This window comes from Streptomyces sp. NPDC026672 (genome assembly GCF_040638185.1).
In the GTDB taxonomy this organism is placed as follows: domain Bacteria; phylum Actinomycetota; class Actinomycetes; order Streptomycetales; family Streptomycetaceae; genus Streptomyces.
Window position 1 is genome coordinate 1 of the sequence record NZ_JBEZXS010000006.1, and the last position, 16,622, is coordinate 16,622.

At 72.2% G+C, this 16,622-nt stretch carries 18 protein-coding genes and 1 pseudogene; 13 read left to right on the top strand and 6 right to left on the bottom strand.

All coding sequences use genetic code 11. The features are described 5' to 3' along the window. The 4 genes and pseudogenes from AB0F77_RS08360 to AB0F77_RS08375 form a co-directional block, all read left to right on the top strand. Window positions 1–348 (top strand): annotated as a pseudogene (locus tag AB0F77_RS08360) (aminofutalosine synthase MqnE); the annotation flags it as partial. Window positions 349–352: 4 nt separating this feature from the next. Next, complete coding sequence (locus tag AB0F77_RS08365; protein WP_361943509.1) at window positions 353–877, top strand: GNAT family N-acetyltransferase; 525 nt, start codon at window positions 353–355, stop codon at window positions 875–877. 93 nt (window positions 878–970) lie between these two features. Continuing rightward, the gene (locus tag AB0F77_RS08370; protein WP_361944266.1) at window positions 971–1,270 is read left to right on the top strand and encodes a DUF4229 domain-containing protein; all 300 of its coding nucleotides are present in this window, start codon (window positions 971–973) and stop codon (window positions 1,268–1,270) included. Window positions 1,271–1,320: 50 nt separating this feature from the next. Then, complete coding sequence (locus AB0F77_RS08375; protein WP_361943512.1) at window positions 1,321–1,971, top strand: TetR/AcrR family transcriptional regulator; 651 nt, start codon at window positions 1,321–1,323, stop codon at window positions 1,969–1,971. Between the two features lie 75 nt (window positions 1,972–2,046). Here the strand turns inward: AB0F77_RS08375 and AB0F77_RS08380 are convergent, their stop codons facing one another. Further along, window positions 2,047–2,970, bottom strand: coding sequence for a MaoC/PaaZ C-terminal domain-containing protein (locus tag AB0F77_RS08380; protein ID WP_361943515.1), 924 nt, complete (start codon window positions 2,968–2,970; stop codon window positions 2,047–2,049). 382 nt (window positions 2,971–3,352) lie between these two features. Between AB0F77_RS08380 and AB0F77_RS08385 the strand changes: the two genes are divergently transcribed. Both AB0F77_RS08385 and AB0F77_RS08390 read left to right on the top strand, forming a co-directional pair. Continuing rightward, window positions 3,353–5,239 (top strand): AMP-dependent synthetase/ligase, encoded by a 1,887-nt coding sequence (locus tag AB0F77_RS08385; RefSeq protein ID WP_361944269.1) that lies wholly within the window; start codon window positions 3,353–3,355, stop codon window positions 5,237–5,239. Between the two features lie 68 nt (window positions 5,240–5,307). Then, entirely contained in the window at window positions 5,308–5,655 is a 348-nt protein-coding gene (locus AB0F77_RS08390; RefSeq protein ID WP_361943517.1) for a DUF1330 domain-containing protein, read from the top strand. 43 nt (window positions 5,656–5,698) lie between these two features. On the opposite strand, the gene AB0F77_RS08395 is transcribed toward AB0F77_RS08390, so the two are convergent. Together AB0F77_RS08395 and AB0F77_RS08400 are read right to left on the bottom strand one after the other, a co-directional pair. Next, a complete protein-coding gene (locus AB0F77_RS08395; protein WP_361943520.1) occupies window positions 5,699–6,367 on the bottom strand; it encodes a class I SAM-dependent methyltransferase in 669 nt (222 codons plus the stop codon). A gap of 165 nt (window positions 6,368–6,532) precedes the next feature. Continuing rightward, entirely contained in the window at window positions 6,533–6,736 is a 204-nt protein-coding gene (locus AB0F77_RS08400) for a cold-shock protein (RefSeq protein WP_003992177.1), read from the bottom strand. 282 nt (window positions 6,737–7,018) lie between these two features. Between AB0F77_RS08400 and AB0F77_RS08405 the strand changes: the two genes are divergently transcribed. The 5 genes from AB0F77_RS08405 (at window position 7,019) to AB0F77_RS08425 (ending at window position 12,314) form a co-directional block, all read left to right on the top strand. Further along, on the top strand, window positions 7,019–7,876 hold the full coding sequence (locus AB0F77_RS08405) for a menaquinone biosynthesis protein (RefSeq protein ID WP_361943524.1): 858 nt from the start codon (window positions 7,019–7,021) through the stop codon (window positions 7,874–7,876). 100 nt (window positions 7,877–7,976) lie between these two features. Then, window positions 7,977–9,632, top strand: coding sequence for a serine/threonine-protein kinase (locus AB0F77_RS08410; RefSeq protein ID WP_361943527.1), 1,656 nt, complete (start codon window positions 7,977–7,979; stop codon window positions 9,630–9,632). Next, window positions 9,625–10,386: an A24 family peptidase gene (locus AB0F77_RS08415; protein WP_361943530.1), complete on the top strand. Its 762-nt coding sequence runs from the start codon at window positions 9,625–9,627 to the stop codon at window positions 10,384–10,386. Before AB0F77_RS08410 ends, AB0F77_RS08415 begins: the two co-directional genes overlap by 8 nt. A 70-nt stretch (window positions 10,387–10,456) precedes the next feature. Next, on the top strand, window positions 10,457–11,656 hold the full coding sequence (gene mqnC / locus AB0F77_RS08420; protein ID WP_361943533.1) for a cyclic dehypoxanthinyl futalosine synthase: 1,200 nt from the start codon (window positions 10,457–10,459) through the stop codon (window positions 11,654–11,656). A 7-nt stretch (window positions 11,657–11,663) separates the two neighbouring features. Beyond that, complete coding sequence (locus tag AB0F77_RS08425) at window positions 11,664–12,314, top strand: hypothetical protein (protein WP_361943536.1); 651 nt, start codon at window positions 11,664–11,666, stop codon at window positions 12,312–12,314. A gap of 31 nt (window positions 12,315–12,345) precedes the next feature. On the opposite strand, the gene AB0F77_RS08430 is transcribed toward AB0F77_RS08425, so the two are convergent. Beyond that, window positions 12,346–13,326 (bottom strand): chitinase, encoded by a 981-nt coding sequence (locus AB0F77_RS08430; RefSeq protein WP_361943539.1) that lies wholly within the window; start codon window positions 13,324–13,326, stop codon window positions 12,346–12,348. 110 nt (window positions 13,327–13,436) lie between these two features. Between AB0F77_RS08430 and AB0F77_RS08435 the strand changes: the two genes are divergently transcribed. Next, on the top strand, window positions 13,437–14,132 hold the full coding sequence (locus tag AB0F77_RS08435; protein WP_361943542.1) for a demethylmenaquinone methyltransferase: 696 nt from the start codon (window positions 13,437–13,439) through the stop codon (window positions 14,130–14,132). 62 nt (window positions 14,133–14,194) lie between these two features. Here the strand turns inward: AB0F77_RS08435 and AB0F77_RS08440 are convergent, their stop codons facing one another. Both AB0F77_RS08440 and AB0F77_RS08445 read right to left on the bottom strand, forming a co-directional pair. Further along, window positions 14,195–14,503 carry a PASTA domain-containing protein gene (locus AB0F77_RS08440; protein ID WP_361943545.1) on the bottom strand — a complete coding sequence of 103 codons (309 nt, stop codon included), beginning with the start codon at window positions 14,501–14,503 and terminating at the stop codon, window positions 14,195–14,197. Between the two features lie 120 nt (window positions 14,504–14,623). Then, window positions 14,624–15,130 (bottom strand): GNAT family N-acetyltransferase, encoded by a 507-nt coding sequence (locus AB0F77_RS08445; RefSeq protein ID WP_361943548.1) that lies wholly within the window; start codon window positions 15,128–15,130, stop codon window positions 14,624–14,626. A gap of 46 nt (window positions 15,131–15,176) precedes the next feature. Here AB0F77_RS08445 and AB0F77_RS08450 point away from each other — a divergent pair, with 46 nt between their 5' ends. Then, window positions 15,177–16,511 carry a geranylgeranyl reductase family protein gene (locus AB0F77_RS08450; protein WP_361943551.1) on the top strand — a complete coding sequence of 445 codons (1,335 nt, stop codon included), beginning with the start codon at window positions 15,177–15,179 and terminating at the stop codon, window positions 16,509–16,511. Window positions 16,512–16,622 lie beyond the last annotated feature (111 nt).

Here is a 16,622-nt window from a genome sequence, read left to right on the forward strand (position 1 = left end):
TCGATGGCGACGGGTGCGGAGGCGCTGAAGACGTTCGCGGTGTCGCGGCTGCTGTTCGACAATGTGCCGCATGTGAAGGTGTTCTGGGTGATGCATGGTCTGCACACGGCGCAGCTGGCGTTGCAGCACGGTGCGGACGACATGGACGGTTCGGTCGTGGAGTACAAGATCACGCACGATGCGGACAACTACGGGACGCCGAACAAGCTGACGCGTGAGGACCTGCTGGACCTCATCCGGGACGCGGGGTTCAAGCCGGTGGAGCGCAACACCCGTTACGAGATCATCCGCGAGTACGACGGACCCGACCCCGCCCGCCGCGACTCGCCGCAGCCGATGCGCGTGTGACACGGTGTCCCTGACCTTCGAACTGGACCCGGCGGTCACGCCCGCCCTGCGGGACGACGTGCTCACCCTGTGGGCCGACGTGTCGAACGCGGGCGGCTCCGTCGGCTTCGTACCGCCCGTGACGGCCGACGACATACGGCCCGAGCTGCTGCGGCACCTCGCGGCCATGGCCGAGGGCCGCACCCGGCTGCTGGTCGGCCGGGACGGGACCGGCGCGGTCGCGGCGACGGCGTTCATCACCCACAACACCCACCGGCTGATGCGGCACTGGGTGTGGCTCTACACGGTGATGGTGCACCCCCGCCACCAGGGCCGCGGGTACGGGCGCGACCTGCTCGCCGCGGCGGCGGACACCGTGACCGGCTGGGACGGCGTCCGGGCGATACGGCTCACCTGCCGGGGCGGCACCGGCCTGGAGCACTTCTACGCCTCCTGCGGCTACAAGGAGGTGGGCCGGGTGCCCGGCGCGATCCGGGTGGCCCCGGGCGACGACCGCGACGACATCACCATGCTGCTGCCGCTGCCGTGACCCCCGTGACCCGCCTCCAAGATCGGCCGCGGCCCGTGCTTCACTGGACGTTCGGGCCTTTCGGCACGGATCGATATGGAAGAGTGGATTGAGATGCTCCGCTACACGCTGATGCGCCTCGGGATCTTCGCGGGCTGCCTCCTCGTCGTCTGGGGCCTCGTCTACGGCGGCGTGGTGCCGCGTGGCTTCGGCGACTCCAACTTCCTGTGGGTCCTGCTGCTCTCCCTGGTGATCTCGGCGCCGATCAGCTTCGTCGTGCTGCGCAAGGAGCGGGACCGGGCGTCCGAGCAGATCGTGCGGCGGGTCGACCGGGCCAAGGCCAACCTGGAGGCCAACCGCAGCCAGGAGGACGTGGCCGACGACAGCGCGCGGGCCCAGGAGCAGACGTCCTGAGCGGCGCCACGACGGCACCGGGGGTGCGGGGGCGCCTCTAGGCTTGGCCCATGGGTGCCGTGAAGACCAAGCGGATGCCGCGCGCGGTCCGGGAGCAGCAGATGCTGGACGCCGCCGTGGCGACGTTCGGCCGGCGGGGGTACACGGCCGCCTCGATGGACGAGATCGCCGAACTGGCGGGTGTGTCCAAGCCGTTGGTGTACCTGTACCTGAACTCGAAGGAAGACCTGTTCACGGCGTGCATCCGCCGTGAGGCGGCGGCGCTGACGGAGGCGGTGCGGGGCGCGGTGCGCCCGGAACTGCCCGCCGACCGGCAACTCTGGGACGGCCTGCGGGCGTTCTTCGCGCACACCGCCGAACATCCCGACGGCTGGGCCGTGCTGCACGTCCAGGCCCGTACCCACGGCGGGACGTTCGCCGCCGAGGTGCGGGCGATGCGCGCGGAACTGGTCGCGTTCGTCACCGAGTTGATCGCGGTCGCCGCCCGTGCCGCGCACCGTGACCCCGATCTGCCCGAGCGGGAGGTCGCCGGGCTCGCCGAGGCGCTGGTGGGGGCGGCGGAGTCCCTCGCGGCCTGGGCGAACGCCACCCCCGGGGTGACGGCCCGCCAGGCGGCGGCGACCCTGATGAACTTCTCCTGGGCGGGTCTGGGCGACCTGATGACGGGCCACCCGTGGAGCCCGCCCCCGGCCACCGACTGACGGACCCGTGCGTGCGGGGGCGTGTGCGGACTCGGAGGAGCGGGGCGTGCACGGATTCGCGGGGCGCGGACGGACTCAGGCGCGCGCCGGGCGTATGTCGCCGGCCACGTGCGGACGGCCCCCCGCCGCGTCCCGGAGTGCGAAGCGGCCGGCCCCGTCCGCCGCGTACTCCACCGTGGCCGGCAGCGGCAGCGGCGACCTGAACTCGGCGCGCAGGGAGACGGCCCGCGGGGTGCCGTGGGCGGCGAGGCAGCGGGCGACGGCCCACATGCCGTGGGCGACGGCGCGCGGGAAGCCGAACGGCCGGGCGGTGAGCGGGTGCAGATGGATGGGGTTGCGGTCGCCGGACGCGGCCGCGTAGCGCCGCCCGACGTCCCCGGCGATCCCCCACACCGCCACCGCGGGCAGCGGCTCCCGTGCGGGCAGCGGCTCCCGCGCGCTCGGCGCACCGCCGGCCGGGACACCGCCCACGGGGGCGTCGGTCCGGTGCCGGGCGAGAAAGGTGCTGCGCGACTCCCACACGACGTCCCCGCCGGTCCGGGCCTCGGTCACGACGGTGGCCTCCGTCCCGCGCCGGTGGGGCGCCAACCCGTCGACGCGCACGGCGAGTTCGTACTCCCCGGTGGCCGGCAGGACGGTGTGCCGGGTGATCTCGACCGACGTGTGCACCAGGCCGAGCAGCGGCAGCGGGAAGTCCCGCCCGCTCATCAGGCGCATCGCCAGGGGGAAGCCCAGGACGTGCGGATAGGTGACGGGCAGCGCGTCGTCACCGGTGGCGAAGCCGCACACCCGCTCGTAGGCGGCGAGCCGGGCCAGGTCCACGCGGACACCGGGCAGCACCAGCCGGGTGCGCGGGAACGGGGCGTCCGGGCGGGGCCGTCTGAACGGGGAGCGCAGGGCGCCCGCGGCGAGCAGCGGCGCGAGGGCGGGCGCGGCCGGCAGGACGACGGACGGGACGGCGGGCACGGTGCCGGTGAGGCTCGGGCGGCGGTCGGCCATGTCGGGGCTCCCACGGGAATCGACCATAGTGTTACCGAAGGTAAGCCTAGGTGACGGCGGAGACGGGTCGGGCGTGACGGTCGTCAGGGGGCGTACGTGAAGGTTCCTCACGTAACCGCCGATGTTGCACAGGCCCGGCGCCGTACCGACGCCGAAACCGCACAGGACCCCCACGGCGGGGCCGTACGATCGCGTGCCTGACTGCCGGTAACTCCCTTGTGGCGCACCGCCGGTGAACGCCTCGGTGTGCGAGGCACGTACGTCATGCAGCAAGCAGTCGTCGCTGCACGCCCGAGGAGCCGCCCCCGTGTCCACCCCGTATCCGAACGTCCCCGTCTCCTCCGGCGCCACGGTCTCGGCGGTCGACTACGACGGCGAGCCCATCCTGATCGAACCCGTGACCCGGCGCCTGGACGGGGCCGTGCGGGAGGTGTCCGTACCGCCGTTCGCCCCTCCCGTGAGGCACGGGTCGCTGGCCGACCTGCCGTTCGAGAACGCGGAGCGGGCTCCCGGTGCGGTCGTCCTCAGCCGCCGTACCGTGGACGGCAGTTGGGAGGACCTGACGACGGGCCGGTTCGCCGAGGAGGTGCTCGCCGTCGCCAAGGGCCTGATCGCCGAGGGGCTGGTCCCCGGCGACCGGGTCGCCATCATGTCCCGCACCACCTACGAGTGGACGCTGCTGGACTTCGCCGCGTGGGCCGCGGGCCTGGTGACCGTCCCCATCTACCCCACCTCCTCCGTCTTCCAGACCCGCTGGATCCTCCAGGACTCCGGCGCGGTCGCCCTCGTCACGGAGACGGCGGCCCAGGCGGCGGCGATCGGCCCCGAGCTCCAGCACCTGCCCGACCTGCGGCACATGTGGGTCATGGAGAAGGACCACGTCGTACGGCTCGGTGAGATCGGCACCGCGCAGGTCCCCGAGTCCGAGGTCGCCGTGCGCCGGGGCATGCTCGGCCCCGACACCCTCGCCACCCTCATCTACACCTCGGGCACCACCGGCCGCCCCAAGGGCTGCGCGCTCTCCCACGGCAACTTCTTCGCCGAGGTCGACAACGCGATCGAACTCCTCTACCCGATCTTCAAGGCGCGCACCGATGAGGAACCGTCGGTCCTGCTGTTCCTGCCGATGTCCCACGTCTTCGGCCGCATGGTCGCCATCGCCTGCGTCCGGGCCCGGGTGCGGCTCGGCCACGCCCCCAGCCTCAAGGCGGAGGAACTGCTGCCCGACCTCGCCGCGTTCCGGCCGACCTGTCTGCTGACCATCCCCTACATGCTGGAGAAGGTCTTCAACACCGCCCGCGCCAAGGCGGAACGCGGCGGCCGGGTCTCCACCTTCGACCGCGCCACCTCGATCGCCGTCCGCTACGGCGAGGCGCTGGAGGCCCGCCAGACGGGCACCGGCAACGGCCCCGGCCGGGGGCTGCGCACGGCCCGCGCCTTCTTCGACCCGCTGGTCTACCGCCGCATCCGCACCGCGATGGGCGGCCGGGTCAAGTACGCGATCTGCGGAGGCTCACCGCTCGGACGGCGGCTGGGCGCGTTCTACGCCGGTGCGGGCATCGAGATCTTCGAGGGCTACGGGCTCACCGAGACCACCGGCGCGTCCACGGTGACCCCGCCGCTCAAGCCCCGTCTGGGCACGGTGGGCTGGCCGCTGCCCGGCACCAAGGTCCGGATCGCGGCGGACGGCGAGATCCTGATCGCCGGCGAGCACGTGCTGCGCGGCTACTGGGACCCGGCGGCGGGCGGAGTCGTCCCGGTGACCCGCGACGGCTGGCTGCCCACCGGGGACATCGGGGAGCTGGACGACGAGGGATATCTGACCATCACCGGCCGCAAGAAGGAACTCCTCATCACCGCCGGCGGCAAGTCCGTGGCGCCGGCGCCCATGGAGAACTGGCTGCGCTCGCATCCGCTGATCTCCCAGTGCATGCTGATCGGCGACGGCCGCCCCTACGTCACGGCGCTGATCACCCTCGACGCCGACGGCATCACCCACTGGCGCCAGATGAACCGCAAGCACCCGGTGCCTGCGGAACTCCTCGTCGACGACCCCGACCTGAACGCCGTCCTCCAGCGGGCCGTGGACGACGCCAACCGCATGGTCTCCCGCCCCGAGTCGATCAGGAAGTTCGCCGTCCTGCCGATCGACTTCACCGAGTACGCGGGCCATCTGACCCCGTCGATGAAACTGCGCCGCGACCAGATCATGCACGACTTCACGGAAGTGGTGGAGCAGTTGTACGTGCGACAGCCCCCCGTCAGGTGATCGCGCGGGCGCGGGGCCCCGTGTCACGATGCCTCCCGTACCGCTTCGAGCCGAGGGGGGAAGCCGAGTTGACCGCCTACGCCATCGCCCGTCTCCGCGAGGCCGCGCCGCATCCGGAGATCGCGGAGTACATCGAACGGATCACCGCCACCTTCGAGCCCCACGGCGGCCGGTTCCTCGTGCACGGCACCGCGCACGAGGTCAAGGAGGGCGACTGGCCCGGCCACGTGGTCGTGATCGGCTTCCCCGGGATCGACGAGGCCCGCGCCTGGTGGGACTCACCGGCCTACCGGGAGATCGCCCCGCTGCGCTCCCGGCACATCGAGGGCGACATCATCCTCGTCGAGGGTGTTCCCGAGGGCTACGACCCCGCGGTCACCGCCGGGACCATCCGCGAGGCGGTCTCCGGCGACTGACCGAGCGGGAAGCGGTGACGGGAGCGCGGGAGGCCGCGGCGGGTCAGCGTTTACGCGTGAGCAGGGATGCCTGGCGGGCCGTCTCGCGGCGTTGTTCGTCCCGCTCCCGCACCATCCGTGCCCGTACCTCGAAGCCCGCGTCCTCCAGCAGCGCGGCGACCTCGTCGGGCTGCCGGCGGAGGAAGTCGAGGCTCACGTCGTGCCCGAAGGGCCGGTCCAGCCGCAGCGGTTCGTCCCCCACCTGGAACCCGACGAGCAGATGCCCGCCCGGGGCCAGCACCCGCGCGAACTCGGCGAACAGGCCGGGCAGCCGCTCCGTCGGGGTGTGGATGATCGAGTACCAGGCGAGGACCCCGTCCAACTCCCCGTCGGGCAGGTCCAGATCGAACATCGACCCCTGCCGGAAGGACAGGCCCGGATGCTCGCGGCGGGCGTGCTCGACCATGCCGCCCGACAGGTCGATCCCGAACACGGACAGACCGAGCGAGGCGAGGTACGCCGTCACCCGGCCGGGACCGCTGCCCAGGTCCGCCACCCGGGCGCCGTGTCCGACGAGGCCCGCGAAGGCCGAGAGCACACCAAGGTCGACGTGTTGCGCGGGGAGAGGGTCCCGGAAGTGTTCGGCGTAGTCCGTCACCACCGTGTCGTAGAACGTCCGTGTCCTGTTCAGGAAGTCGGCGCCGTCCGGGGTTCCCGCGTCTATACCGGTCATGACCGTGGACCGTAACCGAATCCCGGGGACTTTCCCGCGTACGACATACGCCCACGGCACGTGTGGGCGGGAAATGGCCCCGGGAAAAGGGCAGGAGCCCCGCCGCCGGATGGCGTGGGGCTCCTTGGGTACTGCACTCGGGCTGCGATTCGATCAGACCGCTGCTCAGACGGGGGTGACGTTCTCCGCCTGCGGGCCCTTCGGACCCTGGGTCACGTCGAAGCTCACCTGCTGGTTCTCCTCGAGGGAGCGGAAGCCAGAGGCGTTGATCGCGGAGTAGTGAACGAAGACGTCGGGGCCGCCGCCTTCCTGGGCGATGAAGCCAAAGCCCTTTTCGGCGTTGAACCACTTAACGGTTCCGGTAGCCATAAGCCCTCCTTGGGCTCACAAAGGGTCGCCCTGCTCCAGAACCTGCAAGTGTGAAACAGCACAAGTGCATACGTCTGAAAACGACGAGAGCCCGCGGTCACATGCTCCGCAGGCTCTGTACTGCAAGGGAAACCAAACTGCAACTTGCGGCGAGCCTAGCACGCGGGCACCCGAAAGCAATAGAGGTCAAGATCACGTCACCCGGACGTTTGAAAGATCCACCGGAAGGGTTGACGGTGGGGTCGGTCTCGGCCCGCCGACCCATGGGTCTAGTCTCGCGATGTGGACAATTCTCGCACCCGGCCGCGTGTCGGCCACATCCAGTTCCTGAACTGCCTGCCCCTCTACTGGGGGCTCGCGAGAACCGGCACCCTCCTCGACTTCGAGCTCACCAAGGACACCCCGGAGAAGCTCAGCGAGCAGCTGGTGCGCGGAGACCTCGACATCGGTCCCATCACCCTCGTCGAGTTCCTCAAGAACGCGGACGACCTGGTCGCCTTCCCCGACATCGCGGTCGGCTGCGACGGTCCGGTGATGTCCTGCGTGATCGTCTCGCAGGTCCCCCTCGACCGGCTGGACGGCGCCCGCGTCGCCCTCGGTTCGACGTCCCGCACCTCCGTCCGCCTCGCCCAGCTCCTGCTGGCCGACCGCTTCGGCGTGCGCCCCGACTACTACACCTGCCCGCCCGACCTCAGCCTGATGATGCAGGAGGCGGACGCGGCCGTGCTCATCGGCGACGCGGCCCTGCGCGCCAATCTGCTCGACGGACCGCGCTACGGCCTCGACGTCCACGACCTGGGCACGCTGTGGAAGGAGTGGACGGGCCTGCCGTTCGTCTTCGCGGTCTGGGCGGCCCGGCGCGACTACCTGGAGCGCGAGCCCGTGCTCACCCGCCAGGTGCACGAGGCGTTCCTGTCCTCCCGCAACCTCTCCCTGGAGGAGGTCGGCAAGGTCGCCGAACAGGCGGCCCGCTGGGAGGCGTTCGACGAGCGGGTCCTGGAGCGGTACTTCACGACGCTCGACTTCCGCTTCGCCGAGCCGCAGCTCGCCGCGGTCGCGGAGTTCGCCCGCCGGGTGGGCCCGACGACGGGCTTCCCGGCGGACGTACCGGTCGAGTTGCTGCGACCCCTGGCGTCGTAGCCGCTGCCGTCTCCCGGCGGTGTGCCGTGCGGGCGCACGGGGGAGAGAGGCTTCGGGGAAGGGCCCCCGGGGGAGGGGGCCTCGGGGGAGAGGGGGAGGCATGCAGCCGCTCGGAGCCGACGAGCCGACCGCCGTCGGGCCCTACCGGCTTCTCGGCCGGCTCGGTGCCGGCGGCATGGGCCGGGTCTACCTGGGCCGCAGCGCGGGCGGACGCACGGTCGCCGTCAAGATCGTGCACCCGCACCACGCGCTCGACGAGGAGTTCCGCGTCCGCTTCCGGCGCGAGGTCGAGGCCGCGCGCCGGGTCGGCGGGGCCTGGACGGCACCGGTCCTGGACGCCGACCCGGAGGCCCCCGTGCCCTGGGTCGCCACCGCCTACGTGGCGGGCCCCTCCCTGGCCGCCGCGGTGAGCGCCACCGGCCCGCTGCCCGCCCACACGGTACGGGTGCTGGGCGCGGGGCTCGCCGAGGCGCTCGCGGCCGTGCACGAACTGGGGCTGGTGCACCGGGACGTGAAGCCGTCCAATGTGCTGCTCACCCTCGACGGCCCGCTCCTGATCGACTTCGGGATCGCCCGCGCCACCGACGGCACGGCCTCGCTCACCGCGTCCGGCGTCTCCATCGGCTCGCCGGGTTACATGTCCCCCGAGCAGATCCTCGGCAAGGGGGTCACGGGAGCGGCGGACGTCTTCTCCCTCGGCGCGGTCCTCGCGTACGCGGCCACCGGCGAACCGCCCTTCCCCGGGGACTCCTCGGCCGCCCTGCTCTACCGGGTCGTCCACGAGCCGCCCGAACTCGGCTCCCTCGACGGTGAGCTGAGGGAGGTGGCGGAGGGGTGCCTGGCGAAGGACCCGACGGGCCGCCCGGCCCCGCTCGCCCTGGCCCGCCGCCTCGCCCCCCGGGGCGCGGCCGGACTGGTGGCGGCCGGCTGGCTCCCGGGGCCCCTGGTCGAAGAGGTCAGCCGCAGCGCGGTGCGGATCCTGAACCTGGAGTCACCGGACGCGGTGGAACCGGGGGCGGGGCCGGAACCGGTGCGCCGACCGGTGTCGGGGCCGGTGGAGTTCAGCGCGGTGTCCACACCGACGGCCACCTCCGGGCCGCGGGACGCGGTGCCGGGGCAGGGGAAGGTGTCGGTGAGTCTCGCGGCGACGGCCGCCCCCGCCGAGGGCGGACGGGGCCGCCGGGTGAGCTGCACGGTGGCCCTCGCGGTCGCGGGCGCGCTGGCCGCGGTGACGGTCGGCCTCGGTGTGCTCCGCCCGTGGAGCGGCGGCGACGGCGGCGACGCGGCCGGGGACACGGGGGCGCGACCGCCCGCGGCGACCGCTTCCGCATCGGCGTCCGCTTCGAGTTCGGCCTCGGCGTCCGCTTCGGCGTCCGGCGCGGGTGTCGTCCCGGCCCGCTACCTCGGCACCTGGGAGGGCCGGGCGACGGCCCTGGACGGCACCCTGCCCATCGGCACCTTCCGCCTCACGGTCCGGCAGGCGGCCGTGGGGGGCGAGGTGGGGCGCCTCGTGCAGACCGACCAGCTCGGCGGCACCTGCACGGACGTGCTCACCCTGAAACGGCTGACGAAGACCCGCCTCGAAGCCACGTCCACGGGGGCGAAGACCAACCACGGCGGCTGCAACCCCACCCCCCACACCATCCATCTCACCCCGACGGGGGACGACTTGACCTATACGTCCACCAGCGGGGCGGAGGGCAATCCGACGGCCCGGCTGTCGAAGACGGGGAGCGGGAGCGGGTCGGATGGCTGAGTGGGGGCTTGTCGTCGTGGCGCTCGTCTGGGGCGCGGCGGCCGGAGCGGTGCTGCCGCGGGCCGTGTACCGGTTCGCCGTGCCGTCGGGGGAGCCCTGGCGGGACCGGTGTCCGGCCGGGCATCCGGTTCGGGGGTGGCTCGGCGGCGGGGTGTGCGCGGAGTGCGCGCGGGCCGGGAGCACGGGAGGGGACCGTCGTGGTGACGCGGTTCTCGCCCGTCGGAGTGGGGTCCTCGCCGTTGTCACCGCCCTCGTCTGCGGCGGGCTCGCCCTCGCCACCGGTACCCGGCCGGAGCTGGTGGTCTGGCTGCTGCTCGCTCCCCTCGGGGTGCTGCTCGCCGTCGTGGACTTCGCGGTGCGGCGGCTGCCCGACCCGCTCACCCTGTCCCTCGCCGGCGCCGCCCTCGCCCTGCTCGCGCTCGTCTCCCTCGTCCCCGAGCACGCCGGTGACTGGCCCACCGCGCTGTACGGCACCCTCGCGCTCGGCGGCGGCTATCTGGTGCTGTTCCTCGTCAACCCGGGCGGCATGGGCTTCGGAGACGTCAAGCTGGCCCTCGGCGCGGGCGCCGTCCTCGGCTGGTACGGCTGGGCGACCGTGCTGCTCGGCACCTTCGCCGGGTTCGTGTTCGGCGCGCTGTACGGGGGTGCGCTCGTCGTCGCCCGGCGCGCGGGGCGCAGGACGGCGATCCCGTTCGGGCCGTTCCTGATCGCGGGGGCGTACACGGGGCTGCTGGTCGGGGCCTACGCGGCCTGACACAAACCCGGCCAAGACGCTGGCGTAGGCTGGTTCGGTCCGTCCACACCCTTGACGAAAGGGACGCCCGGTGTCCGAGAAGGCCGACCTCCAGCCCGTCCTCGACCGTGCCGCCGCCGGTGGTCGGATCACCCCCGAAGAGGCGCTGTCCCTCTACCGTGACGCTCCGTTGCACGCGTTGGGCGCGGCTGCCGACGCGGTGCGTCGGCGTCGGTACGCGGGCACTGAGCACATCGCGACGTACATCATCGAGCGGAACATCAATTACACGAACGTGTGTGTCACGGCGTGCAAGTTCTGCGCGTTCTACGCGGCCCCCAAGGACACGGCCAAGGGGTGGACGCGCGATCTGGAGGACATTCTGCGCCGGTGCGCGGAGACCGTGGAGCTGGGCGGGACCCAGATCATGTTCCAGGGTGGCCACCACCCCGACTACGGGGTCGAGTACTACGAGAAGCACTTCGGTGCCATCAAGAAGGAGTTCCCGCAGCTGGTCATCCACTCGCTCGGGGCGTCCGAGGTCGAGCACATGGCCCGCATCTCCAAGGTCTCCGTCGGGGAGGCGATCAGCCGGATCCACGCGGCGGGTCTGGACTCCTTCGCGGGCGCCGGTGCGGAGCTGCTGCCGGAGCGTCCCCGCAAGGCCATCGCCCCGCTGAAGGAGAGCGGCGAGCGCTGGCTGGAGATCATGGAGACCGCGCACGGCCTGGGTGTCGAGTCCACCACCACGATGCTGATGGGCACGGGGGAGACGAACGCGGAGCGGATCGAGCACCTGCGGATGATCCGTGACGTGCAGGACCGCACGGGTGGCTTCCGCGCGTTCATCCCGTACACCTATCAGCCCGAGAACAACCACCTCAAGGGCCGCACCCAGGCGACGTTGTTCGAGTACCTGCGGATGATCGCCATCGCGCGTCTGTTCCTGGACAACGTCCAGCACATCCAGGGCTCCTGGCTCACCACCGGCAAGGAGGTCGGGCAGCTGTCGCTCCACTACGGCGCCGACGACCTGGGCTCGATCATGCTGGAGGAGAACGTGGTCTCCTCGGCGGGTGCCAAGCACCGCTCCAACCGGCTGGAGATCATCGACCTGATCCGCAAGGCGGGTCGGGTCCCCGCGCAGCGCTCGACGACGTACGAGCACCTGGTCGTCCACGACGACCCGGCGAACGACCCGGTCGACGAGCGGGTGGTGTCGCACATCTCGTCCACCGCGATCGAGGGCGGCACCGCGCACCCCGAGTTGAAGCTGCTCGCCTCCAACTAGCCGCACCATGCTGACTCTTCACACCGCCGACCTGCTCGTGCCGGGCGGCCCGGGGCAGTTGTGCGTGCCCGGCGGCGCGGTGCTCGTGGACGGGCGGGAGATCGGGGCCGTCGGACCGTACGAGGATCTGGCGGCCGCGCATCCGACCGCCCGTGTACGCCGCTGGCCCGGCCTGCTCGCTCCCGGTCTGGTGAACCCGTACGGGCCCGAACTCCTGGAGCGGGCCTACCATCCCGACCCGCGCGAGGCGGACGAACTCGGCACGGAACCGATCACCGGGGACGACGCCCTCGCGACGCTCGGCCTGACGGACGCCCGCCGGGGTGCGAGCGCGCGGCGCGGGGTGCAGCGGATGCTGGCCCACGGGACGGTCGCGGTCGCCGGGGGACCGCTGCGGCCCGTGGTGCGCGACGCGGTGGAGCGGTCGGGGCTGACGGTCGGGGCGCGGTCCGCGGAGCCCGCGGGGCCGCCGTCCCTCGATCCGCTGGCCGGGCGGAGCCTGGCGGACGCGATCCTGGCGCCGCTGCTGCCGTTCGCCGGCCGTGTCGCCACTTTCGTGGTGTTCGACGTACCGGACGGGACGGCCCTCGCGGAGCGGGGCGCGGGAAGCTGCGTGGCGACGGTCGTCGCAGGCCGGCTGCTGTTCCGCCGGCGCTAGCGTCCACTCCGGTGGGACGCGGTGCCGGGGTTCAGCCCGCCAGGGCCTCGCCGAACGCCCCCGGGCCCTGTTCCACCCCGCTGCAGTCGGTCGCCGCGTCGTCGCGTCCGGCCCGCCCCGCCACGCACTGCCGGTCGCGGAAGGAGGCCCACATCGACACCCGGGCGAGATCCTTGTCCTCGGCGAACTTCCGTACCCGGGCCGCGTCGGCGAGGGTGAACGTCTCGCCCTCGATGTCGTTGGCGCCGATCATCGAGGTCACGGCCAGCCCCCGCCAGGCGTCGGCGTCGGACAGCCCGAAGACCTTCCGCACCTGGGCGTGGGCGGCGCGCGCCGAGGCGAGGGCGTAGTCGCCCATGTCGCCGGTGTACGACTCCGCGTAGTTCATCGTCATGATGTTCACGGTGTCGACCCGTACGTCGTGGTCGTTCGCGGACTCCAGCAGCGCCAGGGCGTCGGCGTCGAGCCCGGAGGGCATCACCGGCAGCGTGAAGGAGACGTCCAGGTCGCTGCGTTCCCTCTGGAGCAGGGCGATCGCCCGCGAACGCAGGGCGACGGACGCGGAGTCGGCGAGTGTGTCGCCCTCGACGTCGAAGTCGGCGCGGGTGGCGCCCGCCGCGTCCAGCGCCCGGCCGTAGGCCGCCGCGAGGTCGGCCGCGCTGCCGCAGGTCCGCGCGAGTTCGCTGCCCGAGGCCCCGCCGAAGGAGACGCGGACCGTCGCGCCGTCCTTCTTCAGCGCGGCGATCCGGGCCTTCACCGCCGGGTCGTCGAGGGCCTCGGAACCGTCCCACGCCGGGGTGCAGCCGTCGCCGTCCGCGATCACGAAGGCGAGGTTGTACGCCGTCGGCGCCCCGGCCGTGTCACCGGCGGAGGCGTCCGTCGCGCTGACGTAGGGGGCGTACACGGTGTCCGGTCCGTCGGGTTCCGCCGACTCGGCCGACGACGCGCAGCCCGCGACCGCCAGAGCGAGGGTGCAGGTGAGCCAGGTGATCGGGGTGCGAAATCGTCTCATCGCGGTCCATCCTCGGGCATCCGGCGGGCCGTGCGGGGCGGGTTGCGGAAATCGGCCGCCGCCCGAGGGCGCTTCCCCACCTCCGTACCCCCTGCTGCCACAATGGGCGGGTGACCCGCGCATCCCTGGACAAGCAGCCGCACGAAGTCGCCTCGATGTTCGACAACGTGGCGGAACGGTACGACCTCACCAACGACGTGCTGTCCCTCGGGCAGGACCGGAGATGGCGCAAGGAGGTCGCGCGGGCGGTCGACGCGCGCCCCGCGCAGAAGGTCCTCGACCTCGCCGCCGGCACCGCCACGTCCTCGCTGCCGTTCACGCGCACGGGCGCCTACGTCGTCCCCTGCGACTTCTCCATCGGCATGCTCCAGGTCGGCAAGAAGCGCAACGCCTGGCTGCCGTTCACGGCGGGCGACGCGACACGGCTGCCGTTCAAGGACGACACCTTCGACGCGGTGACGATCTCCTTCGGGCTGCGCAACGTGCAGGAGACGGACGCGGCGCTGCGGGAGATGCACCGGGTGACGCGACCCGGCGGGCGGGTCGTGATCTGCGAGTTCTCGCACCCGACATGGACGCCGTTCCGGACCGTCTACACCGAGTACCTGATGCGGGCTCTGCCCCCGGTCGCCCGCGCGGTCTCCTCCAACCCCGACGCGTACGTCTACCTCGCCGAGTCCATCCGCGCCTGGCCCGACCAGCCCGCGCTGGCCGAGCGGCTGCGCGGGGCGGGCTGGACCAAGGTGGCGTGGCGCAACCTCACCGGTGGTGTGGTCGCCCTGCACCGCGGCTTCAAGGCGGAGTGACCCGCGGCGTCATCGCCCGGGTGGGGTGACCGGCGCGGACGGGGTGACCGGCGCGGGCGGGCTCATCTGTTGATCATCTCGAAGGCGTCCCCGGGCTGGTCCAGCTCCCGTTGCAGACCGCCCGTCGGCGGCCGTGGGACGCGGGGTTCGCGCACGCCCCCGCCGCCCTCGCCCTCACCGAAGTCGAACCAGACGTAGACCATGGAGTCCCGCGGCACCTCGGCACCGGGCTGCGGGTACTGGCGTACGACGTAGTCGACGACGGCGAGGTGGAAGTCCGGCCGGTCGGGCGAGTTGACGAACAGGCCCTGGGACCTGGCCCTCTCGCGCGCGTCCACGGCCATCAGGCCGACGAGCCGTGGCACGCGCACTTCGGGCGTCTTGGGTGTTATGTGCACAGATGTCACCCCCAGCGGTACTGGAAGGGTAACCCCGCGGCCCGCCCACCCGGAAGTGAGAAGTGGCGTTCTGTGACAGTTGATTACCCAGAGTCACAGATCAAGGGCGTAACAATGCCCCTGCCGTTGGGACAGCGGCGTCGTGAACCTCTCGGCCAGCCGCATCCCCAGCCGCCGGGTCACCGCGATCGAGCGCTCGTTGCGGGAGTCCACCATCGCCACCACCCGCGGCACGCCCAGCGCCCGCAGCCGCTCCAGGGTCTCCCCGGCCGCCGCCGTGACGTAGCCCCGCCCCCAGTGCGCCCGGCCGAGCCGCCAGCCGATCTCGATCTCGCCCGCCGGACCCCAGTCATGGTCCCACGGCTGGGCGCCCGTGAAGCCGACGACGTCGCCCGAGCCGTCGACCACGGACCACAGGCAGAAGCCGCGCTCGGCGTCGTGCCGCCGCTGGCGGGCGGTGAGTTCCTCGTAGACGGACGGCTCCGCGGACCTGCCGCCGTGGAACTCCATGACGTCCGGGTCCGCGAAGATCCGGTGCCAGACGAAGGCGTCCTCGTGCGTGGGGACGCGCAACCGCACATCGGGAAGAACTCGCTCCACTGGGCATCCCTTCGGCCGGTGATCGATGCCGCTGAATAGACTGCCCATGTCCAGTGCCGGTCGGCACGCAGATTTCGAACCTTGGGGAGATCCCGCCGTGACCGAGCCCCTCTCCGACAACTCCGCCGATGTGATCGTCGTGGGGGCGGGGCCAGCAGGCTCCACCACCGCGTACCACCTCGCCCGGGCCGGCCTCGACGTCCTCCTCCTGGAGAAGACCGAGTTCCCGCGGGAGAAGGTCTGCGGCGACGGCCTCACCCCGCGCGCGGTCAAGCAGTTGGTGTCCATGGGCATCGACATCTCCGAGGAGGCCGGCTGGCTGCGCAACAAGGGCCTGAGGATCATCGGCGGCGGCGTCCGGCTCCAGCTCGACTGGCCGGATCTCGCCTCCTTCCCCGACTACGGACTCGTGCGCAAGCGGGACGACTTCGACGAGCAACTGGCCCGCAACGCCCAGAAGGCGGGCGCGCGGCTGTACGAGCGCTGCAACGTCTCCGGGCCGATCGTCGACGACCGCACCGGCCGGATCACCGGGGTGAAGGCCAAGCTCGGCGAGGAGAAGCGCGAGGTCTCCTTCCACGCGCCGCTGGTCGTCGCCGCCGACGGCAACTCCACGCGGCTGTCCCTCGCGATGGGGCTGCACCGCCGCGAGGACCGGCCGATGGGCGTCGCGGTCCGCACGTACTTCACCTCCCCGCGCCACGACGACGACTACCTGGAGTCCTGGCTGGAGCTGTGGGACCGGCGCGGGGCCCAGGAGCGCCTGCTGCCCGGCTACGGCTGGATCTTCGGCATGGGCGACGGCACGTCCAACGTCGGTCTCGGCGTGCTGAACACCTCGGCCGCCTTCAAGGAGCTGGACTGGCGCGAGATCCTCAAGGCGTGGTGCGCGTCCATGCCGGAGGACTGGGGCTACACCCCGGAGAACATGACCGGCCCGATCCGCGGCGCCGCCCTCCCGATGGCCTTCAACCGCCAGCCGCACTACACCAAGGGCCTGCTGCTCGTCGGGGACGCCGGAGGTCTGGTGAACCCCTTCAACGGCGAGGGCATCGCCTACGCCATGGAGTCCGGGCAGATCGCCGCCGACGTCATCGTCCAGGCGCACGCGCGGGCCACGCCGGGACAGCGCGAACTCGCCCTCCAGCGCTACCCGCGCGTCCTCAAGGACACCTACGGCGGCTACTACACGCTGGGCCGCGCCTTCGTGAAGCTCATCGGCAACCCGAAGGTCATGCAGATCGCGGCCCAGCGCGGACTGACCCACCCGCTGCTGATGAAGTTCACCCTCAAGCTCCTCGCCAACCTCACGGACCCCACGGGCGGCGACGCGATGGACCGCATCATCAACGGCCTGAGCCGAGTCGCCCCGAAGGCGTGAACAGAAGGGGCTGATCCCGCCGGTACCGGCGACCCCGTGGGGTTCGCCGGTGCACGGCGGGCGGGCACACGTGGCTCGCCGTGCCTCCCCGTGTTTGTGAGGATGCTGTGG